The 17,068-nt window shown below is 44.5% G+C and carries 7 protein-coding genes; all 7 read right to left on the bottom strand.

The window, feature by feature from the left end; translation table 11 throughout:
* Positions 1-2: 2 nt before the first annotated feature.
* The 7 genes from BDE36_RS04390 to BDE36_RS04360 all read right to left on the bottom strand — a co-directional run bounded on the left by BDE36_RS04390 (position 3) and on the right by BDE36_RS04360 (position 16,944).
* Positions 3-2,870, bottom strand: a complete 2,868-nt coding sequence (locus BDE36_RS04390; protein WP_141813878.1) for a glycoside hydrolase family 2 protein — start codon at positions 2,868-2,870, stop codon at positions 3-5.
* Positions 2,871-2,944: 74 nt separating this feature from the next.
* A complete protein-coding gene (locus BDE36_RS04385; protein WP_141813877.1) occupies positions 2,945-4,555 on the bottom strand; it encodes an arylsulfatase in 1,611 nt (536 codons plus the stop codon).
* A 15-nt stretch (positions 4,556-4,570) separates the two neighbouring features.
* The gene (locus BDE36_RS04380; protein WP_235904169.1) at positions 4,571-5,974 is read right to left on the bottom strand and encodes a rhamnogalacturonan acetylesterase; all 1,404 of its coding nucleotides are present in this window, start codon (positions 5,972-5,974) and stop codon (positions 4,571-4,573) included.
* A gap of 96 nt (positions 5,975-6,070) precedes the next feature.
* Positions 6,071-9,712, bottom strand: coding sequence for a DUF4450 domain-containing protein (locus BDE36_RS04375; protein ID WP_202618079.1), 3,642 nt, complete (start codon positions 9,710-9,712; stop codon positions 6,071-6,073).
* A gap of 655 nt (positions 9,713-10,367) precedes the next feature.
* Positions 10,368-11,612 carry an oligogalacturonate lyase family protein gene (locus BDE36_RS04370; protein ID WP_235904167.1) on the bottom strand — a complete coding sequence of 415 codons (1,245 nt, stop codon included), beginning with the start codon at positions 11,610-11,612 and terminating at the stop codon, positions 10,368-10,370.
* Between the two features lie 261 nt (positions 11,613-11,873).
* A complete protein-coding gene (locus tag BDE36_RS04365) occupies positions 11,874-13,397 on the bottom strand; it encodes a RagB/SusD family nutrient uptake outer membrane protein (protein ID WP_141813876.1) in 1,524 nt (507 codons plus the stop codon).
* A 22-nt stretch (positions 13,398-13,419) separates the two neighbouring features.
* Entirely contained in the window at positions 13,420-16,944 is a 3,525-nt protein-coding gene (locus tag BDE36_RS04360) for a TonB-dependent receptor (RefSeq protein WP_235904165.1), read from the bottom strand.
* Positions 16,945-17,068 lie beyond the last annotated feature (124 nt).

Genomic DNA, 17,068 nt, shown 5'->3' with positions numbered 1-17,068 from the left:
GTTTAATCTGTCAATATATTTTCCTTTGGCATAACAAACTGTTTATTCTCCATCGAATGTTTCGGCAGTCCGAAATAGAAATAAAGGGTTCTTTTTGTTATGCCACTTAGCTTGTTCATTTCGCTTTCAGGGCCAAGCCTTGATGTGTTGGCGCTGATGTTTAGCGCTAATTTAGTTCCAATGGGAGGAATCGCATCCAGGAAAGAAATATCGCCCGCCGGGAGTGAGGGGTGCGGTTTTGGACCAGACAATGCGTAAAAATCGAATAGTCTTACAAACAAGTCTTTATCTTTACTGGCCACTGTAAATTTGCCTTCCACAGTGTTTATCTCCATCCAGGTGATATCTGCATAATATCCTTTAAACTCCGGGTAAGCCCAGGGAGCGCTGCCAGTTTGGCTATTATTATTTCGGTTCTGCCATACGTTATAGGTTACTCCCTGCGGCCGGTTCTTCCACACTCTGTAAGGTCCTTTTCCCAGCCACTTAGCACCCAAAATATAGTTTTCAGGATAGCTGAAGCTTACGCCGGCGAAAGGGTAAGTTCCTTCCAGGCTGTATTCATAAGCCATCTCAAGCCACCCACTGCCATACATTTTCCATCGTACTGATTTCATGTCGCCGCTATAGGAAGCCTCCACAACATAAGCATCGTTCTCTTTATAATGCTTTAACCCGGTGAATACCGCATTACCACTTACGAGTACCGGCCCGTTTGAAAACGACAACCTGGCGCTGTAGTCGTTCGCCAAACCCGCTAATCGACCCGTCTTTTTACTGAAAGTTACTGCAATGCCGCTTGCCTTAAGCGTAACAGTGCTATCAGTTTCTGTAACGTTTACCGGATCAGTGCTTTTAGTGAGCACCAGACTATCCAGCAAAGTTACATTGCTTTTAACCTTCCATGTCCATTTATAGACCTGATTTTTAAACGGATCATAAGCTGCCAGGGTAAGGCCATCAAACTCTCTCCAGTTGGAAGGAAGGTTTAACTTTAAAACACCTTTTCCAACAGGAGCTACTGAAGGCGCTTTAGCATCTCCTTCCTTTAAAACAGTATAATCAGTATAGAAGTCAGCAGGTTTTTTAAAATTTACGAGTTCCCATTTGAATGTGCATTGGTTTAGGTTCGTAAAATGATAGCGGTTCTCTAGTATGATCTCGCCTTTGAAGTTTGCAGGCAACTCTTTCATAGTGATCTTTACCGGCGAATAAATCTCGCGGATAGCGTTTACACTTCCCTCCTTCTGGCGATGCGGTCCTACCAGCCCGTCCGGTGCATTTACACCATTCACATCAATCATCCCATTCAGGTCGGTACGAACAATCCCCTCATCCACCAATGCCCAGATAAAGCCACCAGCGCCTTTTTTCGAATTCCAATGAAGTTCCCAGAAATCAGCCAGCGAGGCGCCTCCGCCACCGTCATCCTGGGAGTGCAGGAATTCGGTAGGCATATAAATATTCGTATCAGCCAGTATACTTCGGCTGCTGTAATAATCTTCGTAATGATTACAATCTATCCCCCTAAAGGCATTCCCCGGCTTATGGTGGGCATGAATAACGGGCCTTCTAGAAAGATCATAAAGTCCATAATCGTCGTCGAGGTCGAAATTATGTCCCCCTTCATTCCCGTTGCTCCAGAAAATGATTGAAGGATGATTGACATCCCGGATCACCATTTCTCTTACCAGCGGAGCTCCGGCTTTTGTACCGTACGCCTTTTGCCATCCGGCAAGCTCATCAAGCACATAAAGGCCCAGTGAGTCACAGATATTGAGAAAGCTCTTGTCGGGCGGGTAATGCGAACACCGAACGGCATTCATATTCATTTCCTTCATCAGTTTCACATCATTGAGATCTATCTCAGAGTTTACTGCTCTCCCGGTTTCAGGCCACCAAACATGACGGTTAACTCCTTTCATTTTTATTTTTGTCCCGTTCACGTAGATGCCATCCTGCCGTCTAACTTCAATTGTTCTGAATCCGAATATCTCTGAAGTCTGATACACCGGATTGCCGGATTCTTTTATATAGATTACCGCCTTGTAAAGGTTCGGCGTTTCGGCGGTCCATAAAAGCGGGTTCTTTATTTTAGTTTTCAAATTAACGAGGGAATCGTTTCCGCGAGTCATAGCCTTTGCTGTCCCGGCTATATTTCCCTTTGAATCAACAATCTCCGCTATGATTTCCCTACCCGCTGCAACATTCTTAAGGTATACGTTCATATTAAACGAGCCATCGGCTTTAGCGTCGATGGCAGTCCAGCCGATATGTTCCTTAGGCAGGGCTTCGAGATACACCGGCCGGAAGATCCCCCCAAATATCCAGTAATCCGCCAGTCGTTCCGCATTATTCACAGAAGCATCAGCAGACATCTTACTAACCAGCACCTCAAGCTGATTCACGCCGCCGAATTTGAGCTTGTCGTTGATATTGTATTTAAACTGGTAGAAAGACCCCTGGTGTACGGGCCCTGCAAGCTTGCCATTAATCTTAACCTCTGTGTCGGTCATTGACCCTTCAAATACGATATAAACATCCTTTTCCTCCCAGCTTCGAGGTACGGAAAATCCATATTTATAAATACCCTTTTCATCAGCAAAGCGGAAATTCTTTCCATAAGTCACATAGTCCCGGCCATAATTATAAGCGCCAAAGCCCTGTTGTTCCCAATGTGAGGGTACCTGGATAGTAGCCCAGCTTCCGCTTTTTCTTCCCCCGGTACACCAGAAGTCCCAGGTAACGGTGTTTCGGTTGTCCGTTCCCGAGAGATATTGTACTTCTTTGGATATCCCTTTTTGTGCCCGCGCAGCAATGCCAGTTCCCAGGAGTACTATAAGTAAGAAAAGCGTACGTTTTATATTCATGTTTTTAATGTTAATCGATGGCTTAAAATGATTTATTTCAGTAATCGCTCCTACTAAAGGGCTATATGTTTTTTTCAGTTTTGAAACTTGTCTCCCCTGTTGCTATTCAACTCTTCGAAGGGAATTACTTCTGCTCTCTTAGCCCATGATTCATATAAGGAAGCTAGCTCCTTTACTTTGGCCTTATGCTTATCGCTTAAATCAACCAACTCAGAACGATCTGCTTTTAGATTATATAAGCGCCATTTATTCTCCGGAAACTCAGAAACAATTTTCCAGTCGCCATGCCTTACGGCTTTGTTTCCTTCATGCTCAAAATATAAAGCATCGTGGCCCTTCCATTCCTTTCCATTAAAAAGGGGAATAAGACTAAGTCCTTCAGTGGGTTTAATAGTATTTCCTTTATATGCTTTCGGATACTTCGCACCGGCAAGATCGAGGCAGGTCGGCATGATATCAATAATATGGGCCGGCTGACTGCTAACATTTCCCTTTTTAATTACCGAAGGGGCCCATGCAATAAAGGGTGTGGCCGTCCCTCCTTCATATTCCCAGTGTTTAAACAGGCGGAACGGAGTATTACTTAGGTTCGCTCCTGCGAATCCGTAAGACGTAAAAGACGCAGGGTCGCTGGCCGGTTTCTTCGCCGCTTCAATGATGTCCGGAAGAAATCCATTGCCTCTTATAGACTCGTTGCTTCCTCCATTGTCGGACAGGAATATAATTACTGTATTTTGGTCTTCCCCCAACTCCTTCAGCTTACTTTTTATCCTGCCAATATTCTGATCCATCCTGTCAATCATCGCAGCATATACCGCCATCTTCTCTTCCCAGCTTTCTTTTTCTTCCTGACTCAAACTTTCCCAATCGCTTACCTGTTTATCCCGGGGCGACAACTCACAATTCTTATCCAGAATGCCCAACTGCTTCATCTTTTTAAACCGCGCTTCGCGAAGCTTATCCCAACCTTCTTTATATTCACCCCGATATCTGGCAATATCTTCAGGCAAGGCATGAAGGGGCCAGTGCGGGGCCTGGTAAGCCAGATAAAGAAAAAATGGTTTACCTGATGGTTCGCTCTCTTCTATAAACTTAATTGCATAATCGGTATAAGCATTTGTAGAATAATAATTCTCGCCCGGAGTGACAGGCTTATCGCCGAGTGCTATAGTTAACTTTTGGTTAGGCCGGTAAGGATAAAGTCCGAAATAACTGGCGGCGCCATCTATCAATCCGTAATAGCGATCGAAACCGCGCTTTAACGGCCAGTGCTCGGGGGCCTGACCAACATGCCATTTCCCAGTCATAAAAGCATTATAACCAGCACGTTTCAGCGCTTCGGCAATCGTTACGCAGTTATTATTCAGATAACCCTGGTAAGCTGACTGCGGACGCGTATTCATCATATCTCCCACACCTGCCTGATGCTGGAACAGTCCAGTAAGAAGGGACGCCCTGCTGGGACAACAACGTGAAGCATTATAGAAATTCGTCATCTTCAGTCCGTTCCTTGCCAGGTCATCCAGATTAGGGGTTTGAATCTCCGATCCAAAGCAACCTATATCAGAATAGCCCATATCGTCTGCCAGAATGATTATGATATTAGGCCGCTTCTTTGTTTGCGGATAGCCCGAAAAAGAAAAGCATGTAAGGGTAAGAATAGCTGTAATATATCTCCTTCGCATAATAAAGCTCTTAAATCAATTTCCGTCTGGTTTGGCTACAGACACCTTCGGACTCAGGGGCCAGTCCCATTGATCCACAGGATCAGGCATTGATGGGTTGAAAGTCGAAGTGCTCCGAAGGTATTTAGCTAAACCAGGGACTTCTTTCTTTATCCCTTCGACCATACATTTTGCCAGTTCATAAGCGCCGTAAGGTGTAAAGTGAGTATTATCCTCCAGCTTTTGGATTTGTCCGGGGAACGTATTTGCAGGGAAATGGACAAACGCTTTCAATGACGCCTCAGGCCCCCAGGCTTCGTATAGCTGTTTGCTCATGGCGTTGAGATCTATAACCGGGACGTTTTCTTGTTTGCCTAACTGCCGCATTGCCTCAGGATAATCGCCAAGCGTGTTTATGATTTTCCCATTTTCATCAAAGTTCCGGCGATGCATAGAAGTAATTAAAACAGGAAAAGCTCCCTTTTGACGTGCTGCCTGGATATATTCGTTAATTGTTTCCTTATAGGTAGTAAAAGGATCCAGGTGATTTCCTCCCGGCTTCTGGTCATTATGAACAAATTCAATAAAAAGATAATCTCCTGCTTTGATCAGGCTTAATATTTTCGCTAGCCTTCTTTCAGCCCTGAATGCTTTAAGAGTTTCACCCGACTCGGCATAGTTGGCGATTACGACTTTCCCCGGCTGAAAGAATACGGGGATCATTTGCCCCCAGGCGGCATAAGGTTCATCAGCCTGGTCTACCACTGTCGAGTTCCCCGCGAGGAAAACACTTACCGACTTATCTGTCCTCTCTATTTCAACACCGCAAATTTTAGGTTCTTTTCCGTTAAACTCAATGGTAAGCTGATCATCCCAATGAAAATAGCCTGATTCCCGTGGTTTGAGCCTTACCCGCTCACCGCTACCGGCGATATCAGGAGTACGGACATGAACTGTAAAGGTCTTTTTAGTAATCTTTCCGTTTCGGGTAAGTGTGTTTTCCACCATCAGCCGCCGGTTCTCTACCCGGATCGTCTGAACAGACGATCCTTTTTCATCACCCATAGTGACGGTCACATTATAATTTCCTTCGGGTACTCTCACCGAGAAAAAGAAAGGTTTTTCGCTGCTAATAAAGTCGGTAGTTAAAGGATCTTTACCCCGGTGGTCCGAAGCTTTCAGGCTGGCGCCAGGGAGAAAGCCATACCCTCTTTCAGCAGTGTACTGCATTTCAGAAATTACCTGCTTATATCCCTTTGCTGTTTTACCGTTTCCAAAATCAAACTTAAAAGAAGTAACCTGAGCCGAAACTGAAGGGAGATAGAGCAATGTCATCAGAACAACGCTTAATACAGCCCAACTTTTCTGCCTGAAGACAAGGTATGGTATATGTACCTGGGTCTTCAACAAGTAAGGCAACCGGCAGCTAATGGCGTCCATTATAATTGGTTTTATGAGTCTAAATTAACAGGATTTTGATCTATTTCCATCCTGTTGTATCCTGCTGCCAATACTGATCGTTATAACTTTACACGCTCACCTTTGTAAGGTCACACTCATCAAGCCAATCACAACATCATTTGCAAGGGCTCTCAATCTTAACTCTTTTAGCTCCTTCGCAGGATTGAGCGGGAGATCGAGTACAGTAGCAGCCCCTCCATCAATTGCCCGGTTTGTGAAGCCGTTGATCGTTCCATAATTAGTATTATACCGCCCAACTGTGCCAGTTTTAAGATACACCCGATAAGGTTGCGGGGCTCCTGTAGTAAACGCGGCTCCATCCACATAATAATCCTGCTCTATAGGCCACCAGTTTTCCGGATTTCTCAAAGCAAGGCGCTCAAATGTATTATCTGTATAGTAAATGAGCAGTTCTCCATTATCGAACCGGCTTTGCATGGGATTGGTAGAGCCGGCCATCATAAAGTAAGCATGCGACGCCCTCCCGTTTAAGGGAATGGACACGAAATCGGGATAGTTATCCCATTTGGACGTAAAAACGATATTCTTAAGCAGCGCTGCGCCGGGAGTAGCTAAAGGAACTCCAACAGGAAGCTGTACCTGTCCTTTTCCAAAAGCCATACGCCGAAGTCCGGAGTCGTCTATCTCAGCGCTTGTAAGCGGATAACACCAGTTGCCAATTCCCTGCCATGGCAGTTGCAGAGTGGGTGAAGATGGTCGCGGCGAAAGGTATTTATTCTTAAAAATAGAACTAACCTTATCGTTAAAATAGGCTTGTAAGTCCACTTTCTGCCAAAGGGGACCAGCGGTTCGTGCATTCCAGTTCACGATTGTAGTATCAGCTGAATAACCACGACCATATTCAAAGCGTATTTTATTGGTCCCCGTGAGCGTATAAGCTCCCGGTACGGTAATCTCTGCCGACGCACCCTTATTAATCTCCAGTGTTTGAGAAAAATCCCTTACCCCCTGATTCACACGCAGGATTCCTCTTTTTACGATTCCCTCATTATTCGTTACTGTGAATCTAAGGCCGGCCGTTGTCTGATCAGCAAGAAAAGTGAACTCCACTTCGGGCTTTATGTCGAGAGATATTGGCTCCCACCAGGTAAAGTCCCTTTGCCTTAGCTTAACAAAGATGGTTGCATGATCCCTTCCGGCAAGGCGGTCGACATTGAGGCTATTACCATCAACAATCCGAACCCCTGACAATGCACGCTGCGGGTCGTAATACTTTTCGATACTGGCCTGTGAAAACGACACGTTAAATGGAGCATCAAACACCGGCGCTCTTACCTTAGGCTTATCCGGGGCTACACCATCCCACTCAATTTCGACGTGGTAACGCTGTGCTTTAGGCGCAGCAATCTCGAGCTGAGGAGTTCCCACGACCTCACCGGAGCTCTTCCAGCTGACCTTCTCTCCATTTATCGATACCGAGCGAACGGCAACAGTTCTGGCTGGGAGTAACATCTTTAAATTCATTGCCTTTTTAAAAGAGGTGACAATCGTATACGAGTCTTTGTCGCCGGATTTTTTAAATTCAAATGAGATATCAGGGACCTGGAGGGAGGCAAAATCCCAGGAAGCAGGAAAGCCCGGGCGGAGCGTAAGGGTATCAGCCAGCGCATCGGGCAATATACCGAAGAGACCTTCAACCAGGGTACGACCCGCCACACCAATGGGATCAGCAAAATCACGGTATAACTCTCCGCGTTGAGCATCATAGAAAGAAAGTTGTTCAAATCCTCCGGGACTGGAGCTCAGATACATGCTTTCGACCAGACTACTCTTCCACAGCCGAAAAGCATCGTCCATACGGCCAGTTTGCCAGTATGCCAGGGAGGTATGCAGCAGTTCCGCCAAGGCAACATTATTCACGGACCAGGTATAAGGCTGCCAGGCAGAGCTAGAAAGTGTATAGAGGTTATTCTCCTCCAATCCCTTAGCTCTAATGGGGATATGAGGAATTTCTGTGTCCACATAACGGGTTGCCCCGTAGGCCTGGAAGGGATCGGAAACCTTAGAATCGATAGTGTGATATACCGTCCATAAGCCCCCGTAAGGATGAACAAGCTTCTCTCCCAATAAATCTTTGTACTCGGCATACCAAGCTTTTTGGGGCATCCAGAGACTGGAGTTTATAGCTTTTATTATTTTATCGGCCTCCTGTTTGTACGGCACAGGGTTTTCGCCGATCAGCGCAGCGATCTCTGCTGCCATGCGATTTGCGCGGTAATTATACGCAGAACTGTGCATGACGCCACCACCGCTGTATTGAAGTGCGTCGCTGGCCCAGATGGCAGCATAGGCATCATACAAACCATCTCCGTCGGCATCGAAGTTCCGTTTTTCCCAGTCGAGGTGCCGGCTGATCACCGGCCACATCTCTTTAATAAATTTTAGATCGCCGTTCCATTTGAAATGATTGAGTAATGCGTCAATGTACACCAGATTCATATCGTAATGGTGCGGTTTGCTGTTATCATTTGGATTACGGGAGATATAGCCGCTGCCAAATATAGCTGTGCCCATTTGTTCCTGCTGCCGGGCCAGATGCAGGGCCGTATCCGGAACAACAGGCCCCCTTTCGGGCGTCACCACCTGCGATTTGGCATAGCTACTGAAATGAGTTCGGGCCCGGTCGTGCCATCCAAGCGGATCGGCGATGTACGGTCCACGCCAGGCAGGCAGGCGCATTCTCCAGGCTATGGCGCCATGCATATAAGAAGGTTCTTCCCATATTGCATCTGCAGCCATTGCCAGCGCTCCTCCCAGTGTATTGATATAAGGATCAGGAGTATTGACCTTTACCCGCTGAACAAGAGCCATTCGCGCCTGTTCGGATTTATTAAAGAGATCGCGAAGCTTTGAATACGAGGGAGCTTTCTTATCGGCTGCATTCTGCACCATAAAATAAGTTGCCTTTCCGGCTTTTATATTCATCCTGCCGCAAACCAGGGGCAAGGCGTTCTGTACAGAAAGATAGAGTCCCAGGGGCGATGCCTGTTTGTCGGCAGCAGAAAGCTTAAGCTTCATACCCGAAGGGAAGACGCCTGCCGATTGCCTGATGTCTTTTCCTCCTCCAAAAGTTAACTTAAACCCGTTCTTCTTTATAGTGTAGATATTTCCTCTGCAATAGTCGGGATTCAAATAAAATGATGACTCTGGATCAGCCCCTATATCGCCATCGCGGCTAAATTTTCTACCTGTGGCACCACCGAAAGCAGCAAACAGCTCCACGTTATGTGCTATGCCTGTTGAGTTGACTTTTACAACAATACCTTCGGCAGCAGAGAGAGCAAGTACTGTAAGGTGAAGCGATCCGTTTCCAAGAATGGGATCCTTAATATCATAGTGCATCTCTCCTGGGCTGTACCTTGTTATGATTTCCTTCGCATCGATCAGCCATTTACTCGTGTTTCCAGCGATTAATCCGAATTTCAGATTTCCTCCCATTCCAGGCATGTACAACGCAAATTCAGGAAGGTCTCCAGCTTCAACCCTGAACGCCGTATTTGTTCCATACAAGGCACGGTTAAAACGTTTCTTCCCATTTACCAGTAGAAAGTCAGCTCCGTCTGGCTTGTAATGCATCTCACGTTCAATACCATGCCACCATCCCTGCTGCTGCGATACCGGTTGCTGTGCCATCCCTGTGCTTCTCCAACCTACCAGTAACCCTATTATAAATACTGAAACGCGTTTTTTTATCATGAACATTATATTTTAAGCAGAAAACTTAAAGTCTAAAGTTAAAAGCTTCCTGCTTGCATGCCTCAATTTAACACCTATATCAGTCGCTTTTTGCTTTAACCTTTAACCTCTTACCTTCCCACTTTATGCCTTTCAACCTTCCTCACCTTACCTTCAGCGTATCAGGCAATATTACCATTTCACCGTTTATCTTTACATTTTCCAGGTGCAAACTTCGTACATAATCTACTTTATAAGGAGTATTGACTCCTTTTATCGTACAATTAATCATCCTGAGATCTTCTACGGGCGATTCCTTGTAAACGAGGACAAGGAGGCCTTAAGTTCCCCCTCTTTCGACGTCGAGATTTTCAACCCAAACGTTTCTGATCGTTGGGATGAAGTTACCCGGTTTTTCATAAAACATCAAGGAAAAGAAGCTGAGACCTTTCTAATCGTCCATAACGCTTTAAATACGGCGGAAGTGTCGGTTCTGTTACATAATTATTGCACTAAACATGCTAGCCTTCCATTTCAAGCTCCGTCTATAAATTTTAACTTCGTACAAACCTCGGAAATAGGACCGTCGCTCAGAGCAGCGGCTTCTGCTAAGACTGGTTTCGTCTTATAGCTATCCTGTTAGTCATGATATTTCTTCATTCGCTGACATGGGAAATTATTTATTAATCGCAGCGGCGTATATCTGCTCGCTTCCCTCAAAGTTAGCTCTGAAAATAATCCACTTCCCGTTAGGTGAGAAGTGGACATTTGGCTCTAACGCATAATTATGTTTCTTCATATTAACAAGCTTCTCTGATTTGAATCGCTCACCATCTGGTTTAAAAAGGTATATCCACATACCATTTTCGGCCTTAGCGACCTGCGATGAATTGGCGCCATCTCCCGCAAATATTTCTCCGTTTTTAAATATATTGTAATGAATAGACCATTCGTCGCGGCTTAACTGAAAGGATCGCTCTTTTCCGGTTTTAATATCGGTTCCAGCCAGATAGAAGGTCTCTCCCCGCGGCTTCTGCAAGTCGAACCAGATTGTTTGACCATCCGGACTAAAAAACTCGTGTCCTGCTATTTCCATATCCATTGAACGCTTGTGCATTAATTTCTCCTCCCGGCTCCCTATATCTATAGTCCAGATACGATCAACCTTATGCCAGGGCCCCTCATGACAGAACATCAGCAGCTTAGGATTTACCGGCGAAAACTGAACGTGTCCCAGCCATGTGTTTTCTGTATGGATCTTTTTCAGCTCGCCCGTTTTAATATTGATTGTAAACAAGGTATTAGGTAAGTGGGCATCATATATCCTCGTGAAAAAGTCACGCTTTTCAGGATATCGCTTCAGTATATCTTGTTGCTCCTTTGTAGCATATGTGCCAGCCAGCATACTTGCATCAGCATTTAATGTGGTGATGTTTGCTTTAAAATCTGCCGGAAAAACATAAACGAGCCTTACTTTTCTGGTAACTGCAGATACGGCGAAAACACTGTCTTTTGTTTGATAAAAAACCTCGGATGTTAACGGAGAAACTATTTCTGCTCCCTTTCTGGATGGAGAATTTGTAAGTGCAGTTGTCTTTAAAGTATTTAGGTCCACAGTATGAATCTGTCTGTCGCCTGCCTCGTCTGAATGGAAGAACGCCATCAAATCTGGTCTTAAAAACGGATTGTTGTGAAAATAAAAACTTGCGTTGTTACCCTGCAACCTGGATAGGCGGACTATTTTATGCCCGGTATCTTTATCGATCCACTCTTCAGGCATTGGACTTACAGAGCCAGTTTCTAAAATTTTCTGCGACATGGCAACATTTGTCAGCACCAGGGTAACCATCAGGCAGACCGCCATCTTATAATTATGGACTATAACAGAGGCTTTCGCCGTTTTCCTCACTTGAATTGTCATATTTATAGATATAATTGGTTTATCGTTTTTCAAATCATTAAAATCATGACGGATGTTTGCCAACGGCAACCTGCCGTATCCCGTTTTTGCAAAAATTTTGCTCCATCCAGAGAGTGGGAGCAATAAATGGGATGTAGCAACAAAGAGCGATTTTAGAACGAAACAGAGGCGGTATTCAAAGCCGGTCTATGCACATTTTCGGAGGGTATAAGTGAGTAAATGGCCCTGTTAAAACAAGACCATTTACTGCAAGCAGTTTGTTTAATACCCAAAATTCTGATCCCAGTTATTCCGGGTTTTCAGTTCATTTTGAGGGATGGGTAACAGTAAATCCTTTTTAGTTGGAAGCTGCCCGTTTGTTTTGGAATGATAATTACGCGCAAAGTTTGTCAATATGGAAATAGCCTCTGTTTCGCCCCATCTCACAAGATCAAAGTAGCGCCGGCCTTCGCCGATAAATTCATATTTTCTTTCTCTCTTGATGTCATCTATCGTTGGATCGCTGGCCAAAGCATTAAGCCCGGCCCTGGTCCTGATCCGGTCAACATATTGTTTCGCCAGAGATGCTTTGTTGTTCCTGACAAGAGCTTCGGCATATAACAAGAATACGTCAGCATCCCTTATAATCGGAAAATTTCTCGGGTAGTCATTCCATGCTTTAATTCTAGAATTGGTATTGTCCTTTTCAAGAAACTTAGTAATAATATTCTTTGAAATCCATGTCCTTGTAGTTGGTACGGAAGTACTCCAAAATCCGGTATCAATACTTGCACTGAACCGCAGATCGTTATTTGCCTTCATCTCCTTAATCAAGATAGTGTCGACTCTCATATCCTGGCCTTGCTGGTTAAAAGAGGAAAAAGCCCAATCGGGAAATGGTGTTCCCGAAGCACTGGAACTCGTAATGTAACCAGGGAGGCTGGATCCGGTAGTGGAATTCCCCGAAGCAAACTGAATGGAAAACAGGTCGTACTTATTCTCATTGGCCAGTGTAAATAATTGAGAATATACAGGTCCGAACCTGGCATTAACATCTGTAATAATTCCAGCTAACGCAGCCTCAGCCTTTCCATAAGCGGAGGCATCATTCATCGGATAACCAGCCATAGTCATGTACACTTCTCCCAGTAGTGCATTTGCAGCAAGGCTTCCAACTCTTCCAGATTCAGCACCAGTGTAGACTTTAGACAGATTTGCCGCAGCATATTGCAAATCGGCAATAATTTGAGCATATATATTCTCCGGTGATTCGCGCGGAAGCCCTGCAGCTTCTTCGGTCTCAATGGGTTTTGTAATCAGGGCAACCGGACCGAACGACCTAACTAATTCAAAATAGGCATACGCTCTTAGAAAGCTTGCTTCTGCTCTGTAGCGCATATATTCGCCGTCTTTTGTATTGTACAAAAGGTTATTTGCGTCTTTAATAAGTGCATAAAGCCGGGAAAAAATAGCAGAAACTGTTCCTGAATTAGGAGAAATGATATACTTTCTGAGCTCAAGCTGATCATTTTGCGCAGAAGTTTCGCCAGCTATGTACAACAAATCAGACCTGTTTTCTGAAGCAAGCCAGAAATAATCGGTTGCAAAATCAGTATTTGTGCCATTTCTGCCAAGTCTGGCATATATTCCGACGACGGCCTGTTTCATCTCAATTTCATTGGTATAGAACTGACCGGATGTGTTATTTTCGACCGGTGTAATATCCAGTTTGCTTTCGCATGAGGAAATGAAAACGATTATAACAGTTGCTGCGATTAACGATAAATTTATTTTCAATGGATTCATCTCTTTCAAAATTTAGTGTGAATTAAAACGTTGCATTTATCCCAAAAGAAAACGTTCTTGCCTGAGGATAAGCACCCCAATCGGAAGATGCATTATCCTGTGTTGCCGCTTCAGGAGAAAAACCAGGATAGTAGTTATCCCACATGTAAACATTGTCGCAGGAGGTATAAATCCTGAGCTTATTAAACACCTTATTTTTAATTGGAATATTGTACCCGAGAGCAATATTCTTAATTCTCAGATACGTTGCATCATACAACCAGTTTGTATCGTATTCACTAGTAACTGCTGAGAAGAATGCAGGCACCTTACCATCTCCAGGTTCTTCTTCAGACCAATATGCCTTAGTTAACCATTGCTCCATATACAGCCAGCGGGGATCATTTGTAGCTCTGTTCCATCCCCTTGATCCAATGGAAAGCAAATCTCCACCAACCCTTCCTTGCAAGAGGATTGAAAGGTCAAATTTTTTATAATAAAACGTGTTGGTTAAGCCCCATTCAAAGTCTGGCTGGTAGTTTCCCGCAACTATATAATCAGCCGCATTGATAACTCCGTCTCCTGTCACGTCCCGGTATTTGGTATCCCCGGGTTTCTGGCCAGAAAAGACCGGGACTTTAGCAATCCAGTTTCCGCTGGCGTCTTTATTAAAGTCGGCTTCTCTCAAGACCCCCACAGCATCCAGTAAATAGTAGGAATTTATTGGACTGCCTACCCTTTGAATGATTGTATTACCCTGCCCAGACCTTATATCGGCATTATCCGATGTCAGGCTGGTAATCTTGTTTCTGTTGAGGGATAAATTAAACGAGGTATTCCATCTGAATTTACCTGTAAGATTCACCGAGTTCAATTCAAGTTCAAAGCCCCTGTTTTCAACATTTCCAATATTCCTCATCATATTGGCAAAGCCAGTTGTTAACGACACAGGCGAACTCAACAATAAATCAACAGTCTTTTTATGATAAAAGTCGGCAGAAAGGAATATTCTGTCGCGCAAGATGCCGAAGTCTAATCCAATATTGTAGCTATTGGTTTTTTCCCATCGTAATAGAGAATTTGAAATATTCCCTACCACAAATCCATTATTCATGGTCTGAGCGTCGCCAAAAGGATAGTTAAGAGCGCTCATACTAGAAAGAAACAATGCTGTTCCGATCCGGTCATTGCCAGCCTGCCCCCAGCTCGCGCGGATTTTCGCCGTGCCCAGCCAATCGACGTCTCTCAGGAATGATTCTTCATTTATTTTCCACCCTGCTGAAACTGCGGGGAATAGTCCCCAGCGATTGTTCGGACCGAACTTAGAAGAGCCGTCGTATCTCAGGGAGGCAGAAAGCAAATACCGTTCTTTATAAGAATATTGAAAACGGCCAAAATAGGATATTAACCTATTTTCGGTGTAACCAATCGTATTAGAATTGGTTGTAGTACCTCTCATGTTTATAAAAACCCAGCTTTTGTCGTTCGGGAAACCCGATTGGCCCTGATCTGTATTCTCTTCTTTATACGATTCTTCGCTGGCCCCCAGCAGGCCGTCAACAGAATGATCGCCAAAACTCCGGTTATAGGTTGCCGTAACCTGAGTCAATAAACTGTTACCGGTTAAGGTGGTATATTTTGAGCTGGATAGTGAGCCTGGTGTAGTAGTGGCGGCATTCCATGTCCCTTGTATCCAGGTGGGACTGTAAGTCCGTTCTCTGTTGCCCCGGTAATTCCATCCAAGAAGCCCATTGATATCTAATCCTTTAATTACGTTTACCGTGGCATTTAGCGAAGTATTTAAACGAGTATCACGATTGTATCGTTCGTTATACACAGCCTGTACATACGGACTCACGTTGTTTGCTCCCGGTCCCCATGTATCATAAAACTTATACGGATCGGCACCGGCCATTCTTCCTGTTCCGGCAAGTACCCATCCCGGAAAACTTATTGAACGGGCGACTGCATTATCCTTTCCATCGACATTGGATCCGTCCCTCAGACCAACGGATGGCGCAAGGCTAAAGCCTATTTTGATACGTTCATTAATTTTGGCATCCAGATTTGCCCGCAGGGAATACCTGTTAAAGGACGACCCGTAAATTGTACCATCTTGCTTAAAAAGGCCTCCGGAAACTGAATAGCTCAAAGACTCAGTGGCACCTGAAGCATTTAGCTGGACGTCGTGTGTTGGAGCTGTACGAAATATTTCGTCCTGCCAGTCAATTCGCTCAAGCGCGTCTGTCCCCCAAAATGGATCATATATACCATACGTGGTTCTCATTGAAGATAAAGAATCTCTGGTACCATAGGCTTTGCCAGTCTTGCTCCTTAGGAGAGCAATCCTTTCAGCCTGAGTAGCGGAGGCGCTTTGTCCAGGATTATTTATTATCCACTGCCGGTCATACCATTTCTTGTTAAACTCAATCCATTGATCAGATGACATCACATCTACTTTCCTTTCAACGCTCGACACGGCAGAGTAAGCTGATAGCGAAATCACCGGTTTGCCGGTCTTGCCTCGTTTTGTCGTGACTAAAACAACTCCATTAGACCCTCTTGACCCGTATATAGCTGCTGATGCAGCGTCTTTCAAAACATCGATTGATTGAATATCACTCGGATTGATACCCGAAAGGTTATCAAGCGGAACTCCATCGACGACGTAGAGAGGCGCAGAAGACCCTGCGATTGATGCGATACCTCTTACACTTACTGTAATGTCACTGCCAGGGGCTCCGGAAGTCGCTCGAACACTTACGCCGGCCATCTGGCCCTGTAAAGCCTGTTCCACACGGGTGATCGGACGTTCCTCTATCGCTTCGGCTGTAATCTTAGCGATTGATCCCGTCGTGTTTCCTTTTTTCTGCGTGCCGTAACCTATCACTACAACTTCCTCCAGTGATCTTACATCTTCTTTTAACTGGATATCGATCCGGGTGCGGCCATTAACTGGCAGTTCCTGTGTTGCGAAACCCAAATAGGTAACTACCAAAGTTCCGTTTGCATAAGCGGATGGAACATTTAATCTGTAATTACCGCCTGCATCGGTAGCTACGCCAAGGTTAGACCCTTTTATCTTAATACTTACACCAATTAACGGCTCACCGAGGGACGAAGTTACTTTCCCCGAAATAATTATATCTGCCGCCTCAGATAATTGGGTAAGCAGCCCGTCTATTTTTTCCAGGGCTTCCTTTCTTTTCATCTTACTTAAGACGATTTGGTTATTGATAACGTCGTACTTTATTCCCCTTTCATAGAGCAGGGAATTAAGTATTTCTGATAATCTCTCGTCATCCGCTTTAATGGACACTGTTTGTTCGATATTAATCAAATTTCTGCTGTACACAAATTTAACATTCGCTGATTTCTCTATTTCAGCAAGAGCAGTTTGAAGGTTGGAAGATGTAAGATCAATACTGATGGTATTATTTAATATTCCCTGCGCTTTGCCCACTCTCGCGAAGGAGACACCGCTCAATACAATTAATACAACCAGCTGACTTAAGGTAACTCTCATAATAAACAACAAGTCTTTAGGAAGTTGTAAATAAAATTTCATAATTTTAAATGTTTTATTTTGACGAAAAATGAGACAATAAAAACCACTTTGCACCCGCGTGCAATAGTTTCAACTAAAGGTTTTAGTTAAGAAGTGCCCGCACACTTCTTAACTTTTTTCTATG

This window comes from Arcticibacter tournemirensis (genome assembly GCF_006716645.1).
Taxonomy (GTDB): domain Bacteria; phylum Bacteroidota; class Bacteroidia; order Sphingobacteriales; family Sphingobacteriaceae; genus Arcticibacter; species Arcticibacter tournemirensis.
Note: the sequence above shows the minus strand (reverse complement) of the source record. Positions and strands in the feature narration are given on the sequence as shown.

Excerpts from the sequence above, each read along its gene's own strand:
- BDE36_RS04390 (WP_141813878.1), bottom strand. The coding sequence starts at position 2,870 with ATGAATATAAAACGTACGCTTTTCTTACTTATAGTACTCCTGGGAACT.
- BDE36_RS04385 (WP_141813877.1), bottom strand. The coding sequence starts at position 4,555 with ATGCGAAGGAGATATATTACAGCTATTCTTACCCTTACATGCTTTTCT.
- BDE36_RS04380 (WP_235904169.1), bottom strand. The coding sequence starts at position 5,974 with ATGGACGCCATTAGCTGCCGGTTGCCTTACTTGTTGAAGACCCAGGTA.
- BDE36_RS04375 (WP_202618079.1), bottom strand. The coding sequence starts at position 9,712 with ATGATAAAAAAACGCGTTTCAGTATTTATAATAGGGTTACTGGTAGGT.
- BDE36_RS04370 (WP_235904167.1), bottom strand. The coding sequence starts at position 11,612 with ATGACAATTCAAGTGAGGAAAACGGCGAAAGCCTCTGTTATAGTCCAT.
- BDE36_RS04365 (WP_141813876.1), bottom strand. The coding sequence starts at position 13,397 with ATGAATCCATTGAAAATAAATTTATCGTTAATCGCAGCAACTGTTATA.
- BDE36_RS04360 (WP_235904165.1), bottom strand. The coding sequence starts at position 16,944 with ATGAAATTTTATTTACAACTTCCTAAAGACTTGTTGTTTATTATGAGA.